Source organism: Hymenobacter lucidus, assembly GCF_020447265.1.
Classification (GTDB): domain Bacteria; phylum Bacteroidota; class Bacteroidia; order Cytophagales; family Hymenobacteraceae; genus Hymenobacter; species Hymenobacter lucidus.
Window position 1 is genome coordinate 1 of the sequence record NZ_JAJADR010000015.1, and the last position, 24,289, is coordinate 24,289.

Here is a 24,289-nt window from a genome sequence, read left to right on the forward strand (position 1 = left end):
CCCACACTTTTTGATGCTGCCCAAGTAGCCTTGGTGGTCGGCCACCGTGGTTTACCAGGTCGTAATGGTATGGGGGCCGATAAAGCACAGCATATTCTCCCGTACGTAGTGGGTTTCCTCCCCAAAAGTGTGGATACCCTCGCCGCCCGTGACGATGAAAATTAGATAGAAATCAATCCGGTTGGCTTCAATCGTGTCCTTACACTTGTAGCGAAAATCGTCGCGCCGGTGAATCTCGAAGTGCTCAATGGTGCTGCTACCGCTGGGCACGGGCGTCAGGTCCTGGCCCTCGCCCTGAAAATAGAGCTGGTGGTAAGCCTGGCACGAAAGGCGGGGAATGTCGACGAAAGATGGCATCGGAGAAGCAGTAGAAGTGGAGCCGCAGGAAAACCCGGGGCCATGCCCAGGCAGTGCGAAGTACAATAAACAGCCGATATCCCCTAACGTCTAGTGCCACTCTTTCGGCTACGCCACGGCCAGCGCGGGGCGGCGGTACTGTACCTGCACCTGCCCCTGCCCTTTGAAGACTGAAAACGTGACGCCGGCGCAGCGCTTGAAGAGCTTGCTGAAGTGGGAGACATCCTCGAAGCCCAACTGGTAGGCCACTTCTTTCAGCGGCACGTCATGCTGGGCCACTAGTCGCTAGGCTTCCAGCACAATGCGGTGCCGGATATGGTCATTAGCGGGCCGGCCGGTTTCTTTGCAGACGCGGACAATCTTACAGCCTGGTCAGAGCGGCTAGTTTCTAGAACACGTGGGTGGCTGGCGCCCTGTACATGCTGGTCGCCGGCAGCTGGTTCGTGCCAGACCGCTGCTTGGAATGGCTACTAGCGACTCCCTTCACTGTAATCCCACCTCAGCCCTAACGCGCGTGCTGGGCCCGCTGAGAATAAGGTTGCAAAACAGCCCGAGTGGGAAGCGTCTTTTACGAGGTTGCATCTTAGACCTTTACTAAGCCGTCCAGGAACAATACCAGTAATCACTAGATTAGGCTCTTGCCGCACACAGACTTTTTGAACCCTCCTTTTACTATACTTACTGTCAGCGGGAACCAGCTGTACAGGCATTGGTTCAGTGCAGAAACATATCCTGCACCTGGCCTCAGACGGCCTGCGTCGTGGTCGCGATAACTCTACCATTGTATCAACTGACACCCTCTAATTCTAATTGCTTCCCAGTCGTGGGTTGTGACCAAGAATGAATTTGAACACTCGCTTTGTAAGGGCCTGCGCTTCTGGGCTGAGCATACTCCAGGTGTTTATCTCGTCTGCTGCCACTTCAGCAAACTTGCGTTTTTTTGCGCTACTAATAGTACCACTCCCTTTAGGCTTGGCTGGGGCAAAGGTTTCGGGTATGTCCGGGTACTTCTTTCGTAGGTAGTGGCCTAGGTAAATGCCGCGAAACTGCTCGGATTGAAGCTTATTAGGATCGAAATCTAATTCGGGATACAACTTTTTCAGTGTCCTGGTGATAACCAACGGACTAAGTAGGTTCTCTATTTCCCGCACCTCTAGCACCACGTACTCAAAACCAGCGTGCTGTTGGGAAGTCAGCCGTTCATGCTTGGTCTCCTTGCCCGCATCTTGGTCGGCAATAAGCAGGATGCGGTTAGAAATCGATAGCCCTTGTATATCCCTCAGAGCTTCTGGAGTAATGGAAACATGATGCGATTTGGCCCCAAACGAGTAATGAGATACGTTTGCACCAGCGTATTCCAGAAAGGAATAGTGCAGCCCCTCCAGTAGCGAGTATGTTTGGTTTAAGTGCCGGAGATAGGCATCTAAATACGCCTTGAGGTAGATGCGGTCGGTGATGCCTTCCACCCATATCGTACAGTTTGCCAAAAACACCGACGAGTTCTGCACCCCGAGCGCGTTCAAGCACTCCATATCGGTGGGCGCAGTTAACTGCACGTGATATTTTCCATTGCCATTACCATCCAGCGACTTGCGAAACGTGAATAGGTTAATCTTTTTAGCCTCTTCCTGTGCAAAGTCGAGTAAGTGATTCGAGTGGGTAGTCAAGAAAATGGTTAACTTCTTGGCCAGCAAGACGGGGTGAGTGGCAATAGTACTAATGAAGAGCCGTTGAAAACCAGGATGCAGGTGGATTTCGGGTTCCTCAATGAAGAACCACGCGCTCTCGGAAGCGATAAATAACGGGTATAGCAACAGGATAATGGCCTGAATCCCATCGCCCAGAAATGGCAAGGCACGCTCCTCCCGGTCAACGGCCACCAGAATGGTTGTCTTTCTGTGATTCGGGACGATGACCACACGCGCCCCATTGAAGAACGTTTCCGACAGGAATTCTTGAAATTTTTCAAACTCTTCCCGCTCAATCATGTCGGTATTCCGACTTTGGTTGATGGCTGAATACAGCGAGAGGCCGGTATGGATGACCACGCCCGATTTGTCAAGTTCGTAGTCCGCCGTGATAGTGGACTGCATGATATCAACCTGGGAACGGCTTCCATCTGGACTAGTCAGAGTGCGCGCCGTGCGCAAGGTCGGTATGTAGGTCCTTTTCTGCGTTTTGCTGGATTGCTGAAGCACTTCCCTCAGTGTTGCCAACAGGGTTTCCCCGAAGTTGAGAATAACGTCGAGTACGACCGGAGCATGGGTTGACTCATCGCCACCATAACCCAGTGTGCCACGATGTTTAGCTGGTGCGCCGTGAAGAAAGGCAATGTTGACCTCGTTGGAATGGTAAACAGTCCTATCGCTAACGGTCTCGCAATGCATCCCATTAAAGAGGCCATTGGTTTGAGCTTGGTAGAGCTCAAAGACTTGCTCCAGTTTGGAAACGCATCCCTGAAGCCTGTCATTCAATTGCCCTACTGTTTCCTGTGCCACAATAGTTAAGAAAGAAGCTGGCTGCTCTAAAGCCTCATGCAAAGTTTCAACGATAGCAACCATCGCCGACACCTCCCCAATAGGGTCAATTTCTAGCTTGGTATTCAACGTAACGGAACCGTCTACAGGGAACAGCAACCCCATAAGTTCTGGATTCTTACTTATGTGTTGATACGCCACCAACTCTATTTTATAAAAATTATCCAGGCAGGAAGAGTGTAAGGACTCCAGAGCATTCTCTACGTGGCCTTCTAATCGTTCAGCAATGCTATAGTCAAATGTGCGCGTTGGATTACACTTCATGATTTCGCGCATGAAGCGACTCTTGCCCGAATTGTTTTCGCCAAGAAATATATTAATCGGCGCTAGCTCACCGAAGTGGTTAGGCAGTAGTTCGGATGTGCCTAGAGTATAGTCGGCAAAGTCACTACGGTTGGCGTCATCGTCAGAGAGTTCAAAGGACAAGTAATAGGCCATACATATGGAAAAATTGAAGCATTCAATGTACCACTATGCCCTTGTATGACATAAGGTGAAGCAATACATTATTCCTTTTTGAAAGCGGACCATTTTCGTGAACGGCGGTAAGCATGGCCACCGGCATCATGTGAACCTAAGTAAGGCTGGCAACATGTATCGTTGCCGTCGCTCCCGAAGCGGTACCTTCCTACCACCAGCAAAAACTTTGAGAGGCCTAAATATGAAAACATGAATACCGCGTTACTCACCCTGGCTGACCTCCGAACAGCCCTGCAGTTTTACCTCACTGCGGGCCTCATCCACCCCCATACCATAGCAGCACTCGAGGAGGCCGCGAATAAGGCCCTTCAAGAGAGGTACACCGTCGTGGATGTCAATTACTTGATTGAAGAGTTCGAGAACTCCGCCTTTTATTATCGCGCCGAGGAGTACGGCATCGCATTTATGCAAAGCGAGAGCGTGTATGCGCTAGAGCAGTTGGTAGTCGACCTAGTGGGGTTTGCGGCGGGCCGGTTCCAACCGGAACCGTTGACCGTCGTGTTTGCCCCGGAACCCAACGGGACTATGTCATTCGAGCAAGGCGGAGTTTTTTATGAACGGGCATTGTTTGCCGAGGGGCATTATCTAGATAATCTGCTGCAGTTGTGCAACGAAGCAATTGTCGCCAAAAGTGGGGAGGCTGCCTTATTGACTCCCCTGTACATGAGTGACGGGGAGACCCAGCCAGTTGTGCTCTTGTCGGCGGAACACCTGCAAACAGCCCAGCGATCTGGAATGGTCGCGTCGTGGTACCGCCCACATGGGTCAAGTACGTCGCCCATCAAGAACCCAGGCGCACGGTAGAAAGCCCCAGAGCATTGAACCTCTCTCCGCAACCGGGCCAGGGTCAGCCACGCTGCAGTGGCAGGGCCAATTGCGGCAGAAGAAGTAATGCAACCCGTTGGGTCACAAATCCGCTCGCTTAAATAAGTCAACCAAGAAATTGGGCTACCACAAATTTCACCCGAAAAGTAAGGATTTGGTTCAGCAATCAAAGTACAGATAGGTCTATCTTCGCGATGAGAAACTGTACTTAGACCATGCATAAAGGCCAAAGACACCTTCTTACTGTCTATGTGTAGCGGAAGCCACCGCCGCAATACCACGCGTCTGCAGCCAATGCCGTGTAAAGCGCGCTCTGCCAGGAGTTGAGGCAGTAATGTCGACGGCTGCGGGCCTCGCGGTCAAGGTGTAGTTGCACGGCCGCTGTACCCCCATTGGCAGATACCTCGTTGAGGCTAAAACGAATATTGGTAAGTTCGACGGCAGCCTGAGCGGTATAGAGTAGTCCTAACTCGAACCGATGCAAATGATGTGCTACCCGCTCCTGTAGCAGCGGTGGCCAAGCTGCAGGAGGATGCGCTGCAAACACTACGGCGGCTGGTTGGGTCGCAAGCACCGTGGCTACTAACCAGGTTTCGCTGCTGACATCGTCAAAATAAGGGTGCAAGGTTTCTTCTGCCGCGCTTGCTGGCACATAGGTCTCCTTGAGCTTATTACAAGCAAAGCAGGCAGGCACCAAATTAGCAGGCACCACAGCCAGGGACGGAAACTGTTGTTTGGGGAGGTGATGGTCGAGTGAATCGACTGGCCGCTGGCCGCAGAGCGGGCACAGGCCGTCAGCTGGGGCTAGTCGCAGTCGGTCGTACACGGCCCGCCCCGGTTGCCCGGACTTGGCCATGCGACCGGTATATACAGCAACCATCTCGGGGGTACTCACGTCGGCGCCGGCCCCGACATGGGGACGCAACTGATGCAGCTCCGTGGACATAGCTTTGGTAACAAACTCGGTAGCGGCTGCCACCACTGCCGGCCGCGCCTCGCTCAGCCGTTGCTTCAGGTCGCGGTTTTTAATCCGGGAAATGCATAGCTGAAAGAAGTCGTCAGCGTTTTCGGGCGGGTGGGGTAGGCTACGCATAAGCGGAAGTATCAGAATTGCTGGCGGCCGGCCAATAAGGCCTGCACTAGCGCGCGAGCCTCTGCTCCTAGCGCCCCGTCAAAATAATTGAGTACACCCTGATAATTGCCCTGTTCGGCCACGGCTCGGCGCAACAGTTGATGGTAGCCGGTCTCAGTTACTTCCAGGCCAAATACTTCACGGGTCAGAATACCCACGTTCTCGCCAAACGTTTCCAGCGTGGGACGCTCGGCAATTAAAGAGTTGCCGGCCCGGCGCAGTTTCCACACGCAGCTGCGGGGGACCTCCTGTAGCACCACAGGTGAGTGCGTGGCGATGATGGCCACGCCATTGCGGTCGACTAGCAAATCGGATAATGCCCGCACGAAGGCAGCCAGTAAGGGCGGATGCAGGTGTGCCTCCGGCTCGTCGAGCAATACCAACGTGCGCTCTTCTACTACCTCTACCAAGCGCGTAATGGACAGCACCACTAGCTTGTGGCCAGAACTGAGCCGCCCGTACCACTTCTCAGCCCGACGCGAGAAAATTGCTTCCTCAGTAGCAGGTAACAGTTCCCGGGCAGCCGCTTCCCGAAAGCCGGGGTCAGCCTCAAGCGTTGTAAGGGCCTGCAGCCAGCGTAGCCGTCGGGTCTCTCCTGTACAGGCTTCTAAGCTCTGGGCAAATTCTCGGGCCAGCATCCGGTCCGATTTCGGGCTTCCCCGGCCGGGGCCATTCGTACGGTCGCGCCTCAGCCCAACGTAAGCGTATGGTAAAGGGCGCCGCTGATGTGGCGGCTTTAGAAAAGGAATAAATGGGTCGAAGGCGCTGAACGTTACGGCCACCAAGTTGGCAAAATCTGTTGCTTCTTGCCCGGAAGGCGACGGTACGCTGATACCGAAGCCGCTACGGCGGCGCGGTACGGCCAATAGTTGCTGCGCTAGGCCATGCAACAGGTGTGTTTTTCCCACGCCATTACGCCCGATGAGCACGTGAATGTTGGTAGGTGGCTGCGCTTCAGGCTCTACGTCGAACGTTAGCTGCGCGGGCTCTACGCTGCCCCCCAACGGTGCGGTGAGTCGGGAGGCGAAACGATAGGGCGTCAGCCGCGCCCCACCTTTAGACACCCGGTGCAATTGCCCCCGCACTTCGCTAAGCGAGAAGTCTCGCAGCAGCGACTTGCGAGTAACCGGCAAATCGGCCACCTCCGCCAGTAAATCCAAATCGTAAGCAATGTCGCGTAAGGCGATCAACATCCGCTGGCGCAGAGAGGGGCCCAATTTCTGCAACTGGGTATAATACTCGTCACCTTGCCCCAAAGAGAAACAGTCTATTGGCAGTGCCAGAAAATCGTTATCCAGCTGTGGCGTAGCCCCTTTGCCTGCCATATCCTGCTGGCCAATCTTGAGGCCGCCAATCTCCTGCCAGCCCTGCGGCTGATAGAGTAGCAGGACAAATGAAGTGACGAAGCCGTAGTCATTCCAAGTGCCCGGCACCAGCAGGGCATCACCTTCTCTGCCAGCTGGTTTAGGCAACTGCCAGGAGGCATGAATTGTAAAGCGCATAGCCAAGAACGTATGCAAGGTAGGCGCGCAATATACCGAACGTCTTCGACCTACAATGCTGCGTTTCGGCTTTGAGTCAGTGGCAGTCCAAAGTATTCTTAGTAAAGCCTCGTAGCCTTGAAACGTGGTCAGAAGAATTATAGTCCGCGGTAACCTTTAATTAATGGCGGATTCTGTTCCTCGTCCGGCGTCATGTGCCGAATGGTAATATTCAGGTCAGCGTTGGATTGCGGCGGGAACAGTTCCTTGTCAATAATAATGAACTGGGTGCTTTTCATCTTAGTAGCGGCCAGAGTATAAATCATGCGATAGAACCCTTCGAACACGTCCCGATTCTCTCGCTCGCTGATGCTTTTCATGGGCGAGTCAATTACTAATAGATCGGGCAGGCTGGCCCCCAGCTCCAGCGCCAGCCGGTGAACAGCAATGGCAAAGCAACACTTAAATATTGGTTTTTTGCCCCCACTGCCTACGTTGTTGAACGTCGTTTCCGTCGGCCGTTTTCCGTCCAGGTAAACGCCGTTCGTGACCACCGGAATAAACGTCTTAGGCGATATATATACGATCGTTTGCGGCGTAATTCCCGGGAAACCGGAGCGCTGCAAGCAATCAAGAAAATACCGCTGCAACTGAATACGGTGCGAGTCATCGGATTCGGCCTTGCTTCGGGCGGCGCTAAGATTTTCCTTGATGGTACCTTCCTTAATTTTCAGGACTCCAGCAAATACTTTGTATGAATCGGCCTTTTGCGCGATGGAAAGCAGCTTTTGGAAGTCGGCTAGCTGCTGGTTGATGGCTCCTACTTCCTTTTGTTTGAGAATAATCGATGATAAATAAGCTGAGTCATACGCCGCCAAGGCTTTATTCAGCGCATCTTCCGCCTCACGCTTAGACAGGATTGTCTGCTGGCGGGCTTTCTCCAGATTGGCCAAGCTAGTCTCCTGAATAGAGATAAGGCCGGATAATTCTTTGATGCGCGTTTCCACGTCCACCTTGATGGTCGCCAGCTGGGTGCCTGCCTCGTTTTCCAGCTCCACCTGTCCGCAAACCGCACAGCACGCGGCTTCCCGCTCGGGCAGCGCCTGTGTGCAGCGGGGGCAGGCTTCAAAATTTACCCCGTTGAGAATGGCTTTGGCCGAAGTGGCCCTTTCAAACTTCATCGACAGCCCGCTTATCTCATTCAAGTGCCGTGTATCGTTGTCGGATGACAACTTCAACGCCTGAATATTGTCGTCGATAATGAATAGGTCACGGGTGAGTTTGCGGCACTGTTCCCGGATTTGTTCAACAGCATTCGAGACGGTTTTCTCCTTGAGCTTGGCTTGCTCCTGCTGAATGCTTTCCTCGGCTTTTTTGAGCGAGGCTTGCAGCTGGTTTATCGTGTTGTGGATTTCGATGGAACTGCCGACCCCAGTTTCGGAGAGTGCCTCTGTCAGGCCCTTGTGCAGCGCCTCGTTTTCTAACCGGCTGCTGTGGGTTTTTCGGAGTTCCTCTTCCAGTGCTGCCACCTCCGCCTGGTGGAAGCCCAGAATGAGCTTAAGCACGTCAATGCTTTTGTTCTTCTTCCAAAAAGCCGGATTGTCCAAGTTGAAAAAGCTGCTGTCAATGGTGTCCTGCTCCACATAGCAATACCACCATAAATCGCGCAAGCTGATGCGCCCGGTATCGGTGTTGCCCGTCGTTTTTCCAACCTGAACCTTGGTAATCGGGACGCCCGATAAGTAAAAGACCAAGTCCGATAACGTTTCAACGCCGGTGCCTTTTATAAATTCACCCCTGGGCTCCCGGGACGGAATCACCCCGCTGAAATGCGCATCTTCGGCAGTCCACCATTCCACCCGCACGTTGTCGGACTGCCTTGCCCGCTCAATCGTAAGGGCCGCATTGGCCAGGATGACGGAAAGCTTCGCGTTGATAAATTCCTCCTGCAGGGCCGGCGTCAGCAGGATGTCCGCGCCCAGGCAATAGTCAATCAGGCGGGCAATGCTGGATTTGCCCGCGCCCATTTTTCCGTAGATGTAGTTGAGCCGGTGCAGCGGAATAACTTCTTCACCGCTGTGAAACCGGAGCACCAGCGAGGTTAGTACGAATTTCATGATTACAGCGAGATTTCGTCACCCCATTTCATGGCGGTGATTTCCGGTACTATTTCGTAGATGTAGTTTTTTAGCGCCGTCGCCGCCATTTTGCCCACAAGTTGAACAACCAGTTCGCTACGCGTGGAGAGTTGGTGGAATTCACTTTGCTCAGCCAATTGCTCCGCTACGGTGTGCCCCACGTCGGTTACTTTCAGGTTGACGGTTTTATTATCCAGAAAGGCAATTACCAAGCCTTTGGCGACCAGTAAGCCAATCCATCTTCGGTAGCGGTCATCCCAGGGACCGTAGCGAAAGCGAATCATTTTCGACTCGATGGTACGAATCTCGTTTTCTTCAATGGGCTGGGCCCTCGCTGCAGCCTTAATGCTATTGACTTTTGTCTGCGATTTAAGCACTCTGTCCAGACAAGTAGGATACCGAAGGAGAAAATCTAGTTTCGCCAATTTAGTGATGCCCTCCATCGAATTTTTGCTCGCTTTATCGTAGGCATTGAGGAGGAGCAGCAGCCGGGCCAGATGAAAATCATCCTGCTTTTCCAACTGCGCAGCGGCCTTGACAATTTTCAGGCTCATCTCAGGCGCTTTTTAAGACAAATTCCTCGCTCCACCAGATGCGGCATTCCTGACTCAGGAGTCCCGCCACGCCGACCAATAGCTCGTAACGCTGGTAAAACACGTCCTGTGGGGTGTGCAGGGCAATATCGCGCAATTTTGACTGAATAGACGACAGCATTTTGCTCCCATACGTCGCCGAAGTACTGCTCGACTCAGCAAACAGTTGTGCTTCCTCACAAGCACTTTCTACGATGGCCTCTATTTGTTGAACGGCCAGCTCGTCGAAGCCTGGCATCTGAATGAGATTCAGCAGCGTTGCCTCAGCCGCCAGGGCGTAATCCTTCACGCGTGAAATGTGCTTTTCAGCGATGCCGCCTTCCTGCATTTTCTCATCGAGTTTCAGCAGGGCCTTGTCCAGTGATTCCAGCCGAATGCCGTCGTAGTTGGGGTAATATTTGCCAATGTCGTCCTCCTCAAATGAACGAACAACCTCTTTGATATGAGTGGTTTCGATTCTTTTGTGCGCGATTGCTGCCGTCTGGTTGCTACCCTGGTTCATGACCAGCCAAGCCGCCGGCTGACTGGAGAACAGGGACGAGGCATGAAATATTTTTAGCACAATGTCGGTGGTAAGCTTCGTGATTTTCACGTTAGGCCACATGCCGACTCCGTTTAGTTGGGTCATGTGACTCTGGGTGATGTACTCAAAGAAGCCGTCCCGGCTCGGGCCAGTAGTCCAGGTAATGCGCCGCAATACGCTGAGGAGTGTCGGGTCGTCAACCGTCGCGACCCCTTTGCCGACTAAATAGCTTTTCAACTTGCCATAATTAGCCAAAAATTCCGGCTTGGTATTGATATCAACCGAAGTATCAGTCAGGCAATTGCAAAACTTTACCGGACATTTTGCCGCCTTTTTCGGGTCGGCGCTTTCGGTATCCAGGTACTGCGCATTGGACACCACGAAAAAGTCTTCCAGGTGATGGGGAAAGTTAATTTCCATCTCGTAAAACCGGAAAATGCTTTTCATGATTGGCTCATCGGTGATTTCCCACTCGCCAATCTCCGGTTTACGCGTTTTCACCTGCACGGCATCGTATTTCCCATTGGCCAACTCGCACAGGTAGTCATCGTGCTGCTCGCAGTAAACCGATACGTATTCTTTGCCCGCACCCGTAATGGAAGCAACCAGTAAGACGACGCCATAACAAATCTGGTAACGAAAATTGCGAAGTGTTTCATCACCAGGGTCTTCCCACGCAATCACCTGCACAGGCGAAAATGAACTGACTACCATTTGCTATTGGTTAATAAGGGGACTTAGAATTATGAGTTTTTTTATTGCTGAAATAGCAATTAGGCTATTTGATTAGTGACTTCAAACAATAAATTATTACTTAAATTAAATTCATGAATCGATTGGTTTTCTTTGCCTTAGTTAGTGCCTATCAATTCATCGTTTATATAAGGCTCAATGCGTATACATTCATCTTATAGCTATTGCCCCGCCCGTTGGAGTAGTAAGCAACAAGATGATGTTTTTGACGGGGAAAGTAAGTTAAGGATACTAAATGATGCCTTCCTTAGAAAGTCAAATCCGTTCCGTAAAGTAGAGTAAGGCTCATAGGCCCATTTAGCGACGGATCATTGAACTGGTCTCATGTTTAGTCTGTATTTATAATCCCGTTGTCGTCCGTGCTGGCAAATGTAGCTACAGGGTAGCAGCAAAATAGCGTGCCATTCCAGCAAAGGGCGCTTGGTCAGCCGTTGCGCGGGCTAGTTGCGCGGCACAACGAGTTGCTGTAAGAGCATCAATTTGTGGAGAGCGGCTAGCGAGCTTGACCACCGATACCCACTCGTACATTTGGTAGCGTAGCTCTCGCAGTTCCTTCCGATTCAGATCTAAACACTCTTGAACAGCTTGATACACTTGCGTAGCGTGGGCATGAGCTAGGTTGGGTTGTACCACGACCTCCCGCACGACGTCGTCTGCTTGCCAGACAAAGTACAGCTCAGGATCAGCATAGTAAGGGTTCGGCAGTAAAGGCTGCTCAATGGTGCTATCTTGGAGAAACTGTTGGAATGTGGTGTCGTCAACCAACGGGTCAATAGCCAGCGCACCCGCTACGGCGGTGGCGGGGTCAGGTCCGGCCCACTTAGCAGCGCCTATAGGAAACTTGTCACGTTTGTGCCGCTGATTGCAAATCTGGCAGGAATACAGATAGTTGTCGTAACAGTAAGCCAGCCACCAATAACGCGACTTCGGTCGAAAGTGCTCCACGTCACCATAGGCCACGGTGCTGGTGGGAGCTTCGCAATACGCACACTTTCCGTGCGACTCCTGTGCGAGCTGTTCCTTCGCGGCAGACCAGAACTTCTCGTTGAAGGTGTACTTGGGGTCGGACTTGCCAGCTTCTTTTAGCGCCATGTCAATGAGTTCCTGCTCCCGCGCCAGGCGGTCAGGTAGGCAATACGCTGGCAGGACGGCTGTGCGGACGCGGTGTAAGCGGATCATAGCTCGCGGCTCAGCTCTTGTTTCAACTGCTGCAGCAAAGCCATCTGGTCGGCATCGAGCAGCGTATTAGAATATTGGGTGGCACCAGGTAACTCCCGGAGCTCGGTCGACAGCTGCTTAAGCTGACGATTTTCTGCCGAGGTCAGTGGCGCGTGGCTTTCCTTTTTGTCATGCAAAGCCCGATAGGTGTTCTTAGCTTCTTCCACTACTACTGACTCGTCCGTTTCCAGTCCGAAGGCCTCGGACATCATCAACTGATGTAAGAGCATTTTCTGCGGGTTGCCAGCGAAGGGAACTAGCTCGACCTGCCCGGCCTGGGGCCCACGCTGCAGGCTGAATAGCTCCCCCTCAGCAGCCTGTTGAGCCGTCAGCGGCGAGTGGGTAGTGGCCACAATCTGGAAGTTGGGTAGCTTGCGTCGCAGGAAAGCCAGCAGGTGCCGTTGCCATACGGGGTGAATGTGCAAATCGACCTCATCGATAAGCAGCAACCCGCGGGCTTCTAATGGCGTGCGGTAGTCGCGAAAGATGGTGGAAATGCGATACAGCAGATCCCCGATCCAGGCCGTCATGTTCTGGTACCCATCGCTGAGCAAGTGCAGGGGCACAACGCCCTCTGCTGTTTCAAACAGCAGTTGCTTCCGAGCCTTATCGATGGCGTGAAAACGAACTCCAGGGAGTAGATCGTCAAGGGCTTGACGAATGACCTGCAAGCTGGTTTCGGGGGTTTCAGCCTGATAGTCGAGGTCGATGGCCCAGGCCGTGAGCGGATTCAATTCCGCGTCATTGCGAAACAGGGTAGCCACATTGTTGGACCGATCACTGGAATAGGCTCCTCGCTGCGAATACCAGGCATTCTCGCCCGTGTTCAGCCGCCGCGAGGCCCCGTAACCTACCACAAAATAGTTGCGATCCGCGTGGTTCAGGGCACTTTCCAGCTGATCGATGGACTCCTCATTCTGGGCCAATACTTCACGTAGAGAGGCGCCTCGTTGCAGGGTCAGACGTACGGTGCGCTCTACGCCCTGTTTAGTAGCCAGCACCGCCGCCAGCTCACAGATGTCAGCCCCGTTGCGGATCCAGTCGTCCGTTTGGCCCAGTAGTTCGCCTAACGAATTGCTGCCTGCTGTTAAGAGGGCGATGGCTCGCAACAAGCTGCTTTTACCGGTGCCGTTCTGGCCCAGCAGTAGGGTTTGCTTACGCGTGATAATTTTATCCTTCGTATCCTGGGCTTCGAAGGAAATCGACAAATCTCCGATGGAGCGGAGGTTACGAATGAATAAGGAGCGAAGAAACATAGAGGACAGAGCAAGTTATCGAAGATACTTTTTTCGCGTGTTCAGAAACACCATGTCCATTAACCAGACTATATGGGCTATTCTGTTGTGTTGCGTTCACAACAGTTTCCGGATAGGTGTTGAGGCAAGCTAGGTTTCTTCGCACTGATCAGATACGAAAAATCCATCAGGAACATTAATAGAAAACAATTCTGCTCAAACTAAGTCGAAAATAGGCTGCTTGCGGCAAGTAACCTATTGCTTTCGGGATTATATCGCTGGAAAAGTAATATGCTGCATCAGCCCCAGGAAGTCGCGACGAGCCAGCTGGACAAACGGTGTAGAGTCGGCTTGCCTTAGCTTCATACAACCCGGGGAAATGGTGCTTAAGGGCACTCTCACTATGCCGGAATGTGACGTGTTGTGTTCTAATCTATCGATAAGGCCTAGCTATCTATTGACAGTTCAGGTAATTCTCCACACCTTGACTGCTCCCATCACTTCTCTACTAATTTCTATTGCTACATGACTCAGATTCCAAAGCAGGCCGTTTTATTGATTCACGGTATTGGGGAGCAACGGCCTATGGATACGCTCCGAGGGTTTGTAGACATGATCTGGAAACGCAATCCGGATGTGCACCACGCGCATGCTGCTACCGGAGTATTTAGCAAGCCCGACGATATTTCGGGCAGCTACGAATTACGCCGACTCACCACCACGAAAGACCGGAACGGGGTGCGCACGGACTTCTTCGAATTCTACTGGGCGCACATGATGGAGGGTACCACCATGGGTCATGTGTTGCCTTGGTTGAAGCACTTACTGTTGCGGCGACCCGGTAGTTTGCCTCGCGCATTGCAAGGCGCCTGGTGGGTACTCACGGGCATTGTGCTCGTTGCCCTGTTTTTCTGGTTACTAACGGCACTGCCTGAATCGTGGCGCTTTTGGCACTTGCCCAAGTGGATAAGCGCGGCCATTGGCTTGCTGGCTACGTTGGCCCTGGCGCCAGTGCTCAAAAAGTTTGTTGGCGATGCCGCACGCTACTTAACCCCACTGCCCATCAACATACACCGCCGGCAGGAGATTCGAGCTAAGGGCGTGGAGGTACTCAACAAACTGCATGAATCAGGCGAGTATCAGCGAATCATCTTGGCGGGACACAGTCTGGGGAGTGTGATCGGGTATGACATCCTGACGCACGCCTGGCCGGCTTATGCGGAACAGGCTCAGCCGCTTGCCCATCCAGTTCTTAATCAGCTGGAAGACCTGTTGCAATCGTCCGGCCTTGAAATCGATGCCTATCAGCATGCGCAACTTGCCTTAGGGAATGAGTTGCGAGCCAACGGTTGCGCGTGGCTGGTGACGGATTTCATTACCATGGGCAGCCCGCTGGCGCACGCGGAGGTACTGATGGCGATTAACCGCGAGGACTTGCACAGCAAACAGGCCGAGCGGGAATTACCCACGTGTCCTCCTCAGTTAGAAGCTTCGCGCTTTTCCTATCCACCAGCTAGTAAGGTTCGCCGGTTGCATTACGCAGCTGTCTTCGGCCCCACCCGGTGGTCGAATGTGTACTTTCCTGCCCGAGCTATTGTCTACGGAGACGTCATTGGTGGTCCGCTCCGCAACGTTTTCGGGCTAGGAATTCGTGATTGCCCGGTCAGGACTAGTATTTGGGGCGGCTTTCTTAGCCATACCAATTACTGGACACCAGAAAACAAGCAGACTACGGGGGAACACATTCAGGTCCTCCAACGTGTGATCAACTTGCTCAATGAATAGAAAGTAAGGATAGCTGCCCGTGTGATAAGCTCCTAAAATGGTGGCAGAAGTTGCACGCTAAAAGTTATGCAAGGGGCTATGCAGGTATAGGTATGCCCAGTCTGCTGGCTCTCTCAGGCGAATAGCACCAGTTCAAAATTTGATAAACGCAAGCTTATGTTCAACTTCGAAAATCTTGATCAAAAAACGCGTCAGTATATGCTCATTGAAGTGGAGGAAGCGATCAAGAACAGTCAGCTTAATCATAGCAAGCGGTTTAATGAGCAAGGTATCCAAAGGTATTCTCAACTCTTGTTGGAAGCTGTGAGAAATGGTAACGAGCAGACCTTAGCAACTGCTTTGCAGGAGCAGGAGTGCTTTAACTCACATGAGAAACAGGGTGCCGTCACTCGGAAGGTGCCCACTAATGCACCGTTGACCTTTGCCGAAGGTGAGTTCAACAACTTTTACATGCGTGGAGTTTGTCACAGGGCCTTTGGGGAAGGACACATGGTAGAGATCTATCGGGCCAAAGCGGCTAGCACACCACGCAGTGTCTCCAAATTGATTGAGGGCAATCTAGAAGATCCACGACGGGTTCTGCTACTCATTAAAAACAGTCTGGATGGTAGCAATCGAGGAAGTGGTATGCCTACTGGGTCTAACTCTGGCCTTAGTATTCGTTTGACTGCAGTGCCAGTACAGAAGTGATATGATAAGTTAATCCTTCTGTCTATGCTCAGGAAAATCATATTAAAAACTCATTACCGAAAATTAGTCTCTGTCATTGGTTAAGATGCTTCGGCTAGCTTTTGAGCAAAATCATTAGTTACACCTAGCAGCTTCAGAGGCGTCATTGGCTGCAAGACCAAGGGAGTTATAGAGGAATGGGACAACAGTATAGCTATCCGCTGCGGATAGAATTGTGATCAAGTTCAGGCTACTATTTATCACTAAGTTGAAGCCTAACTAATAATTCTTAAACTACCAAAGGAAATTGTCACTTACCTTTGGTTTAGCCACTGGCGAAGCTTTGTGCACTTTTTCACTATGGAGAAAACTTGGACTGATTATGTGCATTTGCATTCGAACCTGCCAGGCGCTCGGGATGCATTCGAGCAGGATTGCAAAAAGCTGTTTCAGAAAATGCATCCAGGCCGACCAGTTCATGTAGTTAGAGCTAATCCAGGTGACGGCGGTATTGATGTTTTTGTTGGTGAATTCTCTGCTGAGCCGCTGATTGTTTATCAGTGCAAATTTTTTCTTGAGGGCTTTGGCGATTCGCAGAAAGAGCAAATCCGCGAGTCGTTTCGTAGTATCAGTAAGTCAAATATTTTTTCAGTAAGCCAATGGGTACTATGTGTCCCCACTGATGACCTTGACCTGAAGGAACATAAGTGGTGGAGTGAATGGAAAGTGGGACAGCAACAAACAACGTCTATTCCCATTAATTTGCTGAATGGGAAAGATCTAATAATGCTATTCAAGGAGCATGGTCTATACGAACTGGTCTTTGATCTTAAGGACTCCCTACGCTTGGCTCGCATTGAACAACTGTTGTTAGGAAATAGCATTGAAGATAAACGGCTTGAAAACGCAAATTCCCCAGATACACTATCATATAATCAACAACAATTTAATATATTATTTACACCAGAATATACACTGCCTTATGAACTATTTTATGTTGTTAGACCAGACGATGAAACATTCCAACGTTATTTAGCTTCTCCTAAAAATATCTGGCTACACGGATTGTCTGGCGTAGGCAAAACCTGCCTAGCCAATCGCAATTTGCAGCTTAATAAATTGCAACATATTTATTGTTATCTCACAGCTTTGCCAAACCCTCTTGACGCTAGCACAATTCTATTGCATATAACGGAGGATATAAGCGACAGATATCCTGCTAAACTTGTTAATTACAGCTGCAAAAGCTCCAATCAAATTAAAATATTAGCTCAGTTATTGGCTTATTTGTTTCCTATTGGTGATTTTATTATTTGTATCGATGAAATATCTATAAGAGACCAAAGTGTTTTCGGCGATTTTGTCAATAATATAGCTGCAGTGTGCGCAGAGTACAGACATTGTAAGGAAGGTAATGGCAGTCTGAAGTTTATTATTGCCACTATTCAACCCCCAATAGACTTTCATTATAATACCTCAAAATTCAATGAAATGTTTACATTTATGGAACTACATGCTTGGCAAAGTGTAGAAATAGATAAATTGCTAACAAATATGAATACAGTAGGCCATCTTCTATCAGCACAAGACATAGTGATGGTACGCCAAGCTTGCGACTCGCCGAGAATTGCCAAGGATATTGTGCATCAATATGTGCTGAATTACCAACATCAGGCTCTTGATAAGGTTGTCAGCTACTTAACGTCCAGCAAGTAAAGATCATGGAGAAAATCATTAAATCGTCGGTAAGTGTCCCTGAGTACCTATATGTGACTCGAGAAGCAGATGCACAGTTAGCTAAAGTTATTACTGAAATGTCCCGGCCAGGTTATATATCTGTTGCTCGGCAGATGGGTAAGACAAGCCTGTTACAGCGTATCAAAAAACAGCTACAAGGTGCTTCGCGAACAATTATTTACTTTGATTTATCAGCCGCTGTTTACGGTAGCGCACAACAGTTTTTCCGACATATCATTGACACCATACTGGAGGTCGAGGAAGAGCTTCTCAGACAATCATATTTAGATATTGCACTACGCCGAAAAGAAGCATCAACCAGTGCATCGCCATCCGGTGAATATGACAAGGAGTTGCGGTTAATTTTACGAGAATTACCTAGTTCGCTTGTACTAATTTTCGATGAGGTAGATGCTTTAGCCAAAGCTTCTTTCTCTGATGAAGTATTCGCGCAGATCCGCAGTGTGTATTTTATGCGTAATACGCATACTGTTCTACACAATGTGACATACATTTTATCAGGCGTTATTGAACCTGCGAAGTTAATTAAGAATAAGGATAACTCGCCATTCAATATTGCTACACAAATATTTCTAGACGATTTTTCATTCGATGAATATTCTAGATTTGTGATTAGTAGTAAACTTGCTATCAGCGCAGAGGTAGCTGTTAGTATATATGATTGGACTAGTGGAAATCCGCGTATGACTTACGAGGTGTGCTCGGCAGTTGAAGATCGAATTTTGATGGGAGAGCCAGTTAGTCCAACTACTATAGAAACTCTTGTGCATGAGTTATACTTAGTGCAGTTCAACAGGGCTCCTATTGACCACATACGGGAAGTAGTACTTAAAAATTCTTTAGTTCGTAACGCCATCAAAATAGTTAGAAAAGGTGGTGATATCTCGGATGAGAGTGTTGGCCAACTCTATTTATATGGCATTATCGCGTCTAGGTTTAAATCATCAGTACCACGGATTAAAAATCGAATCTTAAATGCGGCTCTATCAGACACATGGTTGCGTGAGGCAGAATTGCAGCAGAAAGACTTGTACACGTTCGGTATAGAGCAAATGACTGCTGGCGATTTTAGCGATGGCATTACTAGCTTAATCCAATACTTGGAAAACGAAAATCTTGATAGCTCCAATCGCAATCGAGCCTTATCTTCTATTGCTAATGCTTATCATAAAATAAATGATTATGATAAGTCCAATGAATATTTAAATTTAGTCAGCATTACTCGAGATGAAAATCCAGAGGAATACTATTTCGGTCAATCCCTACGAGCGCTCAATTTCACTTTCCTTGGACAGGTATCCTTGGGGATTGAATTATTGCAAGATATTATTGACAATGCAAATAAGAGCCAAACATACTACAGCGCAGTTATTAACCAAACAAGTTTCAAGCTGAATACCAATTTTGAAAAATACCACTCTGATGTTTATAATATTCTGAAACTTACTATTGCACAGGCCACGGATTCAGACTTGCCGGTTGATGATAAGAATTCTATAATTTGTTCGTTAAATTTCAAGCTTGGCAACATTAACATACAACTTAGTCAGTATGAGGAAAGTTGTTATTATCTGCAAGAAGCTCTGAAATATGCTATTCCAGAGATGAAGCCATCTATCTTAATTGGGTTATTGGTATCTGAATCTAAACATCAGAAAGTTATATATGCAGAAAAATTACGTACGCTCCTCGTAAATAAGTCAATAACACTGCAGCCAAAGTTTAGTAATGAAAATGACTTCACACAGCAAGCTCTCCACCAATCTTTGGGAGTACTGTATGAATTTTATCAGCAAGAATACATTGCCTTGGTAATGCAATGCGCTAAAGACTACTATAATAATTCTAAGCCATTGTATGTCTTGTTATATGAAATAGGAAATGAAAGAGTTCACAGCCTTAATAGTCCTGCAGATGACATTTTTCATCTAGCATTAAATCATAAAGACATAACAACGTTATATGCAGCCAAATGTAAACAGGGCATCGCATTGTCTTCTAGATCAAACAATGATGAATTCAGAAAGCGGGCACTTGCTGCCATCGACGCTATTGAAGGTGTTATTGAATATGGATTGTTAAATAGGCATGATTTACTTTTTGCCGTCAGGGGGGCCATATCATATCGTGCAGTTGGTAATTTCGCGCTCGCTTTGCGATTTATCAGTTATTTAACTACTAGGTTGGATTCTGATGATGAGCTTTCATTGCCGGGAGACTGCATTGCTATTTACCATATTGCTAGCAGCATATATACCTCGATAGGAAACATAGCAAAAGCGACTGTTTTTGAAGAACGCGCTTTACAGCTAGTGTCTAAGTGGCAGACTAGCGGACGGAAAGATGGCATTTTACTCAATGAAGAGGCTATTAATGAAATAATAGTTGATTTAAATAGAACAGCAAATAGCAAAAAGGTGTATGGTGCTGCTGTTCTCGCAAAAGTGGCGCATTATAACAAAATTCCTAGAAATACAATACTCACTGTGCGTTATGTTAATGGGCAGGTTACCACTGGCAAAGCAAAAAAATTTCTTTCGGATTTGGAAGTTGGAAAATGTGTCATATTATGATGCTTATTCCTTGCAATGTTAAATTCCATATCAAGTGCTTTAAGGTGGTGTATGTGAAAAATTTATAATATTAATCAAATTGAGAATACGCTTTTCATTATCTTGGAGAATAAAGGAATAAGGTTGAACGTAGATACCACTGATTTTCTTTCTGCTCTTGAAAAAATCGACTAAATACTTATGGCAACCTTTTTATTAATCGCTACAAGTATTATTTAATTAGCAACCTCTTTACGCCCATGGGATGAAATGCTTTCCCCCGCCGGGTCCGATATCCGGACTCATTCAGCCGAGCTGCAATCTCCCGTAGGGTCACCCCCGTGGCCCGCAGTAGCATGGCCAGCTGCGCCGCCTGCCGGTTATTAAGATTCGTCTGCGCATTGTGCTGTAAGGATGCCAGCGCCTTCTCCCGCGCTTCCTCCGTCAGATTGGCCGGCGTACCGAGTTGAAACCCCCGCGCCTTTTTGGCCGCCAGCGCATCGCGCGTCCGGGTAGAAATCGCCGTCGCCTCCTTCTGGGCCACCGCGGCCAGGATATGGAGGGTAAACTCATCGGCCGCCGGCAGGTCAACGGCTTTGAAGCGCACATGGCTTTCCATGAGCGTGGCCAGGAAGGCCACGTTGCGCGCTAGCCGGTCGAGCTTGGCCACGAGCAGCACGGCATTCTCCTGCTTGGCCTGGGTAATGGCGGCCTGCAGCTGGGGCCGGGCGTTCTTCCGGCCACTCTCGATTTCGACATACTCGGCCACGATGCTGGCCTCCGTCCCGACGAAGTTGCGCACGGCGGCCTGCTGGGCTTCGAGTCCCAACCCTGATTGTCCCTGCCGGGCGGTGCTCACGCGGAAGTACGCCACATACCGAATCATGTGTACCTATATATAAAGGAGTGGAAAAGACGCAAGATAGGGCTTTGTCACGTTTCTTAAACGACCGTTGCTAATATGTAAAATGTCGTACTTTGCATCACGCTTTCGCTTATCGAACGGTTTTGTACTCTTTTTTTATACCATGACCTCTCTTCGGCGCTATACCCCTTACTACCGTGTCTCCACCCAGAAGCAGGGTGTCTCCGGTTTAGGTCTCGAAGCCCAACAAGCCGCGGTGCGTTCTTTCGTATCCGACCCGAGCCAGCTGTTGACGGAGTTCATCGAAATCGAAAGTGGCAAGAAGAATCAGCGCCCCCAACTGCTGGCCGCCATCGCTGAGGCGCGGCGGGTGGGCAGCACCCTGCTCATTGCCAAGCTCGACCGGCTCTCCCGAAATGCGGGGTTTGTCTTCGCGTTGCGGGACTCGGGGGTGGACTTCGTCTGCTGCGATATGCCCGATGCCAATACGCTTACGGTTGGCCTATTTGCCGTACTGGCGCAACATGAACGGGAGACCATCTCAAAACGGACGAAGGATGCCTTAGCCGCGAAGAAAGCCCGCGGCGCCCAGCTGGGCAATCCCCAGAACATGACCCCAGCCATTACCCGGCAAGGGCAAGCGACTATGCAGCGCAACGCCCGCGAGCACCCAGCTAACCGGCAGGCTGCCCAGCTGGCTACCCTGCTGCGCGAGAAGGGACAGACGTTGGAACAGATAGCTGCCACACTTACTCGAACGGGCTACCGCACCCGACGGGGCAAGGACTTTCACGCAACTTCCGTGTGGCGTCTATTAAGCGCTGATCTGTCAGCAAAGGCTACTTTCATCGCCGAGGTTGATGCCAGTGCAGCTAACGCAGAGGTGAACAGTTTTCTTTGAATACCTCCTCGCTCAACAGCGTCTAGTTGGAGCCATCGGCTATAATCCGCCAACGTCTGCACCAGTGCAATATTACTCAGGATGAACGCGCATCGCCTAATAACGCCTACTTGCTTAAACCCAAGAGCACTCGTGTGCCCCTTCAACGGCCGTATACTACCCAAAGCCCACGTAAAATGGGCTCAACAGTTTCGGGAAGGCGTACTACTTAACGGAAGACATAAAGATTAAGAGCTAGCATTATATTTATCAATCGATACCTTTTACCCGCAGGAACTAAGTAGAGTGCAGATTTCAAATAAACCAGCCGGCGGGCATTAGCTTTCGAGTTATAAGTACACGTCGGATTCCGGCCCCTCGCGGGGCGGCAAGCCTTTACGCCCAGCTGCAGGCAAACATTAGCAAAGGGCAGTACTGGAGATCGGCAGCGTGTTTTCTCGTCAGGAGAAGGAAACGCCCAGAATAGAAACGTAGCTGCCAGTCAATGCCTTATCTTTGTTGCGCTGCTGCGTAGGCATTCTTGCTGCGTAGGCTACAATCCCTCCTCTATGCCCAAATTTTTATTCACTGTACTGGCTGGAGCGATGCTCTTGACCGCTCCTTTCTTTGCTAAACAAGCCGCTGCTCAGGCCCCGACCAAGCAGTGGGATAAAACCTTTGGTGGAAGCTCCGAGGAACGTTTGTGGGCCATGCAGGTGACGCGGGATGGCGGCTCTATTCTGGGCGGAAATTCCAATTCGGGCATCAGTGGCGACAAAACCCAAGCCAATAGAGGCGAGGATGATTATTGGGTCGTCAAATTAGATGCGGCGGGTAACAAGCTCTGGGATAAAACCTTCGGGGGTAGTGGGGATGAATATTTCTATGCCGTACAGCAAACCGCCGACGGGGGGTACTTATTGGGTGGAACTTCTGCATCAGGCATTAGTGGCGACAAGACCCAGGCCAGTAACGGGTACGAGGATTTCTGGGTCGTTCGGCTGGATGCCAATGGTAATAAGATCTGGGATAAAACCTATGGCGGTAGTGATGACGACGCGTTGACCGGTATACAGCTGACCAGCGATGGGGGCTTTTTACTCGGTGGGTATTCCAGTTCCGGTAGAAGCGGTGATAAAACGCAGCCAAGCCAAGGCAGCTGGGATGTCTGGGTAGTGAAAATTTATGCCCAGGGCAACAAGATCTGGGACCGTTCCTTCGGTGGAAGCAGCAGTGATTTTGCCAATGCGATGAGTGCTACGCGCGATGGCGGGGTGGTACTAGCGGGCGAATCCAGGTCTCCTATCAGCGGCGATAAGTCGCAGCCGAATCAAGGAGGGTATGATTACTGGATCGTGAAGCTCGACGCCACTGGCCAGAAACAGTGGGACCGAACGCTGGGCGGTAGTGGCTATGATGAAGCCTATGGGGTGCAACAAAGCGCAGACGGCGGCTATATCCTCAATGGCATTACGGAGTCCGGTATTAGTGGAGATAAAACCCAAGCCAGTCGCGGTGGCCGGGATTACTGGGTCGTCAAGCTCGATGCGGCTGGCATGAAGCTCTGGGACCGAACACTAGGCGGAGCAGGAAGTGACCAAGGGTTTGCCGTGCTCGCTACCAGCGATGGGGGGGCTACGGTAGGAGGCATGTCCAGCTCTGGCATCACCGGGGACAAAACCCAGGTGAGCTGGGGTGGAAGTGATTTCTGGCTGGTCCGGGTAAATGGCACTGGCACCATTTTATGGGATCTGACGCTTGGCGGCACGGATGGGGATGGCAGTTTAGCCGCGAATGGAATTCAAGCCACCAGCGATGGCGGCTTGCTGGTTGCGGGAGAGTCTGCTTCCTCTAGTAGCGGGGATAAGACACAAAATGGCCCTGGAATGGGGGATTTCTGGGTGGTGAAGCTTACCGCCGGCACGACCACAGCCACAGCTCCCGGTAGCGTACGCCAAGTGCTGAGTGTTTATCCCAATCCGGCCCGGTCGACTATTTCCCTGTGCCTTCCTGACCAAGCCCCGCGCAACGGGCTATGGGTCTCCTTGGTAGATGCCACCGGCCGTATCCTATATTCGCAGGCTCTGGCGGTTAGTGGGACTGGTATTGACATACAAGTAGATCAGTACCCAGTCGGTTTGTATTTCCTTCGCCTGGATGGACCTGATGGCTACCATGCCACTTCACGCTTAGTATTAAATTAGGTACAAGGTTGCGGCCTACATCCCCACCCTTCCGGCTGGGCACTGGGCCCTTCTCTAGTCCAGTCTGACATATGGCAGCCCACACTCACTTCCTGATCACCTGAGAGAGCATCTGTGACGCTTCAACTCTTGCCTAATCCGGCACATGAATTTTTCTGGCTCCTGAACTCTCTGCCTCGGCTACTGTATAATTGCTGGATATGGTGGGACGGCCATTTCGCACGGGGACTGGAACGAAGCTCCTACTTACAGGCATAGATCCAAGACTTTACCTTGTTCGGGCTATCAGTGCAGAGCAGGTACT

Annotated in this window: 18 protein-coding genes; 7 read left to right on the plus strand and 11 right to left on the minus strand. The window is 50.3% G+C overall.

Features of this window, described 5'->3' with window-relative positions; translation table 11 throughout:
- Positions 1-51: 51 nt before the first annotated feature.
- The 3 genes from LGH74_RS24180 to LGH74_RS24190 form a co-directional block, all read right to left on the minus strand.
- The gene (locus LGH74_RS24180) at positions 52-357 is read right to left on the minus strand and encodes an AraC family ligand binding domain-containing protein (RefSeq protein ID WP_226180658.1); all 306 of its coding nucleotides are present in this window, start codon (positions 355-357) and stop codon (positions 52-54) included.
- Between the two features lie 108 nt (positions 358-465).
- Positions 466-636, minus strand: a complete 171-nt coding sequence (locus LGH74_RS24185) for a helix-turn-helix domain-containing protein (protein WP_226180660.1) — start codon at positions 634-636, stop codon at positions 466-468.
- Between the two features lie 527 nt (positions 637-1,163).
- A complete protein-coding gene (locus tag LGH74_RS24190) occupies positions 1,164-3,332 on the minus strand; it encodes an ATP-dependent nuclease (protein ID WP_226180661.1) in 2,169 nt (722 codons plus the stop codon).
- A 231-nt stretch (positions 3,333-3,563) separates the two neighbouring features.
- On the opposite strand from LGH74_RS24190, the gene LGH74_RS24195 reads away from it, so the two are divergent.
- Positions 3,564-4,178, plus strand: a complete 615-nt coding sequence (locus LGH74_RS24195) for a hypothetical protein (protein ID WP_226180663.1) — start codon at positions 3,564-3,566, stop codon at positions 4,176-4,178.
- Between the two features lie 268 nt (positions 4,179-4,446).
- Here LGH74_RS24195 and LGH74_RS24200 read toward each other — a convergent pair whose 3' ends face one another.
- The 7 genes from LGH74_RS24200 to LGH74_RS24230 all read right to left on the minus strand — a co-directional run bounded on the left by LGH74_RS24200 (position 4,447) and on the right by LGH74_RS24230 (position 13,293).
- Entirely contained in the window at positions 4,447-5,292 is an 846-nt protein-coding gene (locus LGH74_RS24200) for an HNH endonuclease (protein ID WP_226180665.1), read from the minus strand.
- Positions 5,293-5,303: 11 nt separating this feature from the next.
- Complete coding sequence (locus LGH74_RS24205; RefSeq protein ID WP_226180667.1) at positions 5,304-6,851, minus strand: AAA family ATPase; 1,548 nt, start codon at positions 6,849-6,851, stop codon at positions 5,304-5,306.
- 119 nt (positions 6,852-6,970) lie between these two features.
- Complete coding sequence (locus LGH74_RS24210) at positions 6,971-8,929, minus strand: AAA family ATPase (protein WP_226180669.1); 1,959 nt, start codon at positions 8,927-8,929, stop codon at positions 6,971-6,973.
- 2 nt (positions 8,930-8,931) lie between these two features.
- Positions 8,932-9,504 (minus strand): hypothetical protein, encoded by a 573-nt coding sequence (locus LGH74_RS24215; protein WP_226180671.1) that lies wholly within the window; start codon positions 9,502-9,504, stop codon positions 8,932-8,934.
- Position 9,505: 1 nt separating this feature from the next.
- Complete coding sequence (locus LGH74_RS24220; RefSeq protein ID WP_226180673.1) at positions 9,506-10,780, minus strand: dsDNA nuclease domain-containing protein; 1,275 nt, start codon at positions 10,778-10,780, stop codon at positions 9,506-9,508.
- 414 nt (positions 10,781-11,194) lie between these two features.
- Positions 11,195-11,998, minus strand: a complete 804-nt coding sequence (locus LGH74_RS24225; RefSeq protein WP_226180675.1) for an HNH endonuclease family protein — start codon at positions 11,996-11,998, stop codon at positions 11,195-11,197.
- Positions 11,995-13,293, minus strand: a complete 1,299-nt coding sequence (locus LGH74_RS24230) for an AAA family ATPase (protein ID WP_226180677.1) — start codon at positions 13,291-13,293, stop codon at positions 11,995-11,997. The genes LGH74_RS24225 and LGH74_RS24230 overlap by 4 nt, the downstream gene beginning before the upstream one ends.
- Before the next feature lie 504 nt (positions 13,294-13,797).
- Between LGH74_RS24230 and LGH74_RS24235 the strand changes: the two genes are divergently transcribed.
- From LGH74_RS24235 to LGH74_RS24250, 4 genes are all read left to right on the plus strand, one after another.
- Positions 13,798-15,057, plus strand: a complete 1,260-nt coding sequence (locus LGH74_RS24235; protein WP_226180679.1) for a hypothetical protein — start codon at positions 13,798-13,800, stop codon at positions 15,055-15,057.
- A 156-nt stretch (positions 15,058-15,213) separates the two neighbouring features.
- Positions 15,214-15,747: a hypothetical protein gene (locus LGH74_RS24240; RefSeq protein ID WP_226180681.1), complete on the plus strand. Its 534-nt coding sequence runs from the start codon at positions 15,214-15,216 to the stop codon at positions 15,745-15,747.
- 339 nt (positions 15,748-16,086) lie between these two features.
- A complete protein-coding gene (locus tag LGH74_RS24245) occupies positions 16,087-17,442 on the plus strand; it encodes a hypothetical protein (protein WP_226180683.1) in 1,356 nt (451 codons plus the stop codon).
- A gap of 5 nt (positions 17,443-17,447) precedes the next feature.
- Positions 17,448-20,057 (plus strand): AAA-like domain-containing protein, encoded by a 2,610-nt coding sequence (locus LGH74_RS24250; protein ID WP_226180685.1) that lies wholly within the window; start codon positions 17,448-17,450, stop codon positions 20,055-20,057.
- Between the two features lie 211 nt (positions 20,058-20,268).
- Here LGH74_RS24250 and LGH74_RS24255 read toward each other — a convergent pair whose 3' ends face one another.
- Positions 20,269-20,922, minus strand: a complete 654-nt coding sequence (locus LGH74_RS24255; protein ID WP_226180687.1) for a recombinase family protein — start codon at positions 20,920-20,922, stop codon at positions 20,269-20,271.
- 82 nt (positions 20,923-21,004) lie between these two features.
- On the opposite strand from LGH74_RS24255, the gene LGH74_RS24260 reads away from it, so the two are divergent.
- Complete coding sequence (locus LGH74_RS24260) at positions 21,005-21,802, plus strand: recombinase family protein (RefSeq protein WP_431357460.1); 798 nt, start codon at positions 21,005-21,007, stop codon at positions 21,800-21,802.
- Between the two features lie 548 nt (positions 21,803-22,350).
- On the plus strand, positions 22,351-23,985 hold the full coding sequence (locus LGH74_RS24265) for a T9SS type A sorting domain-containing protein (protein ID WP_226180689.1): 1,635 nt from the start codon (positions 22,351-22,353) through the stop codon (positions 23,983-23,985).
- Positions 23,986-24,289: the final 304 nt, after the last annotated feature.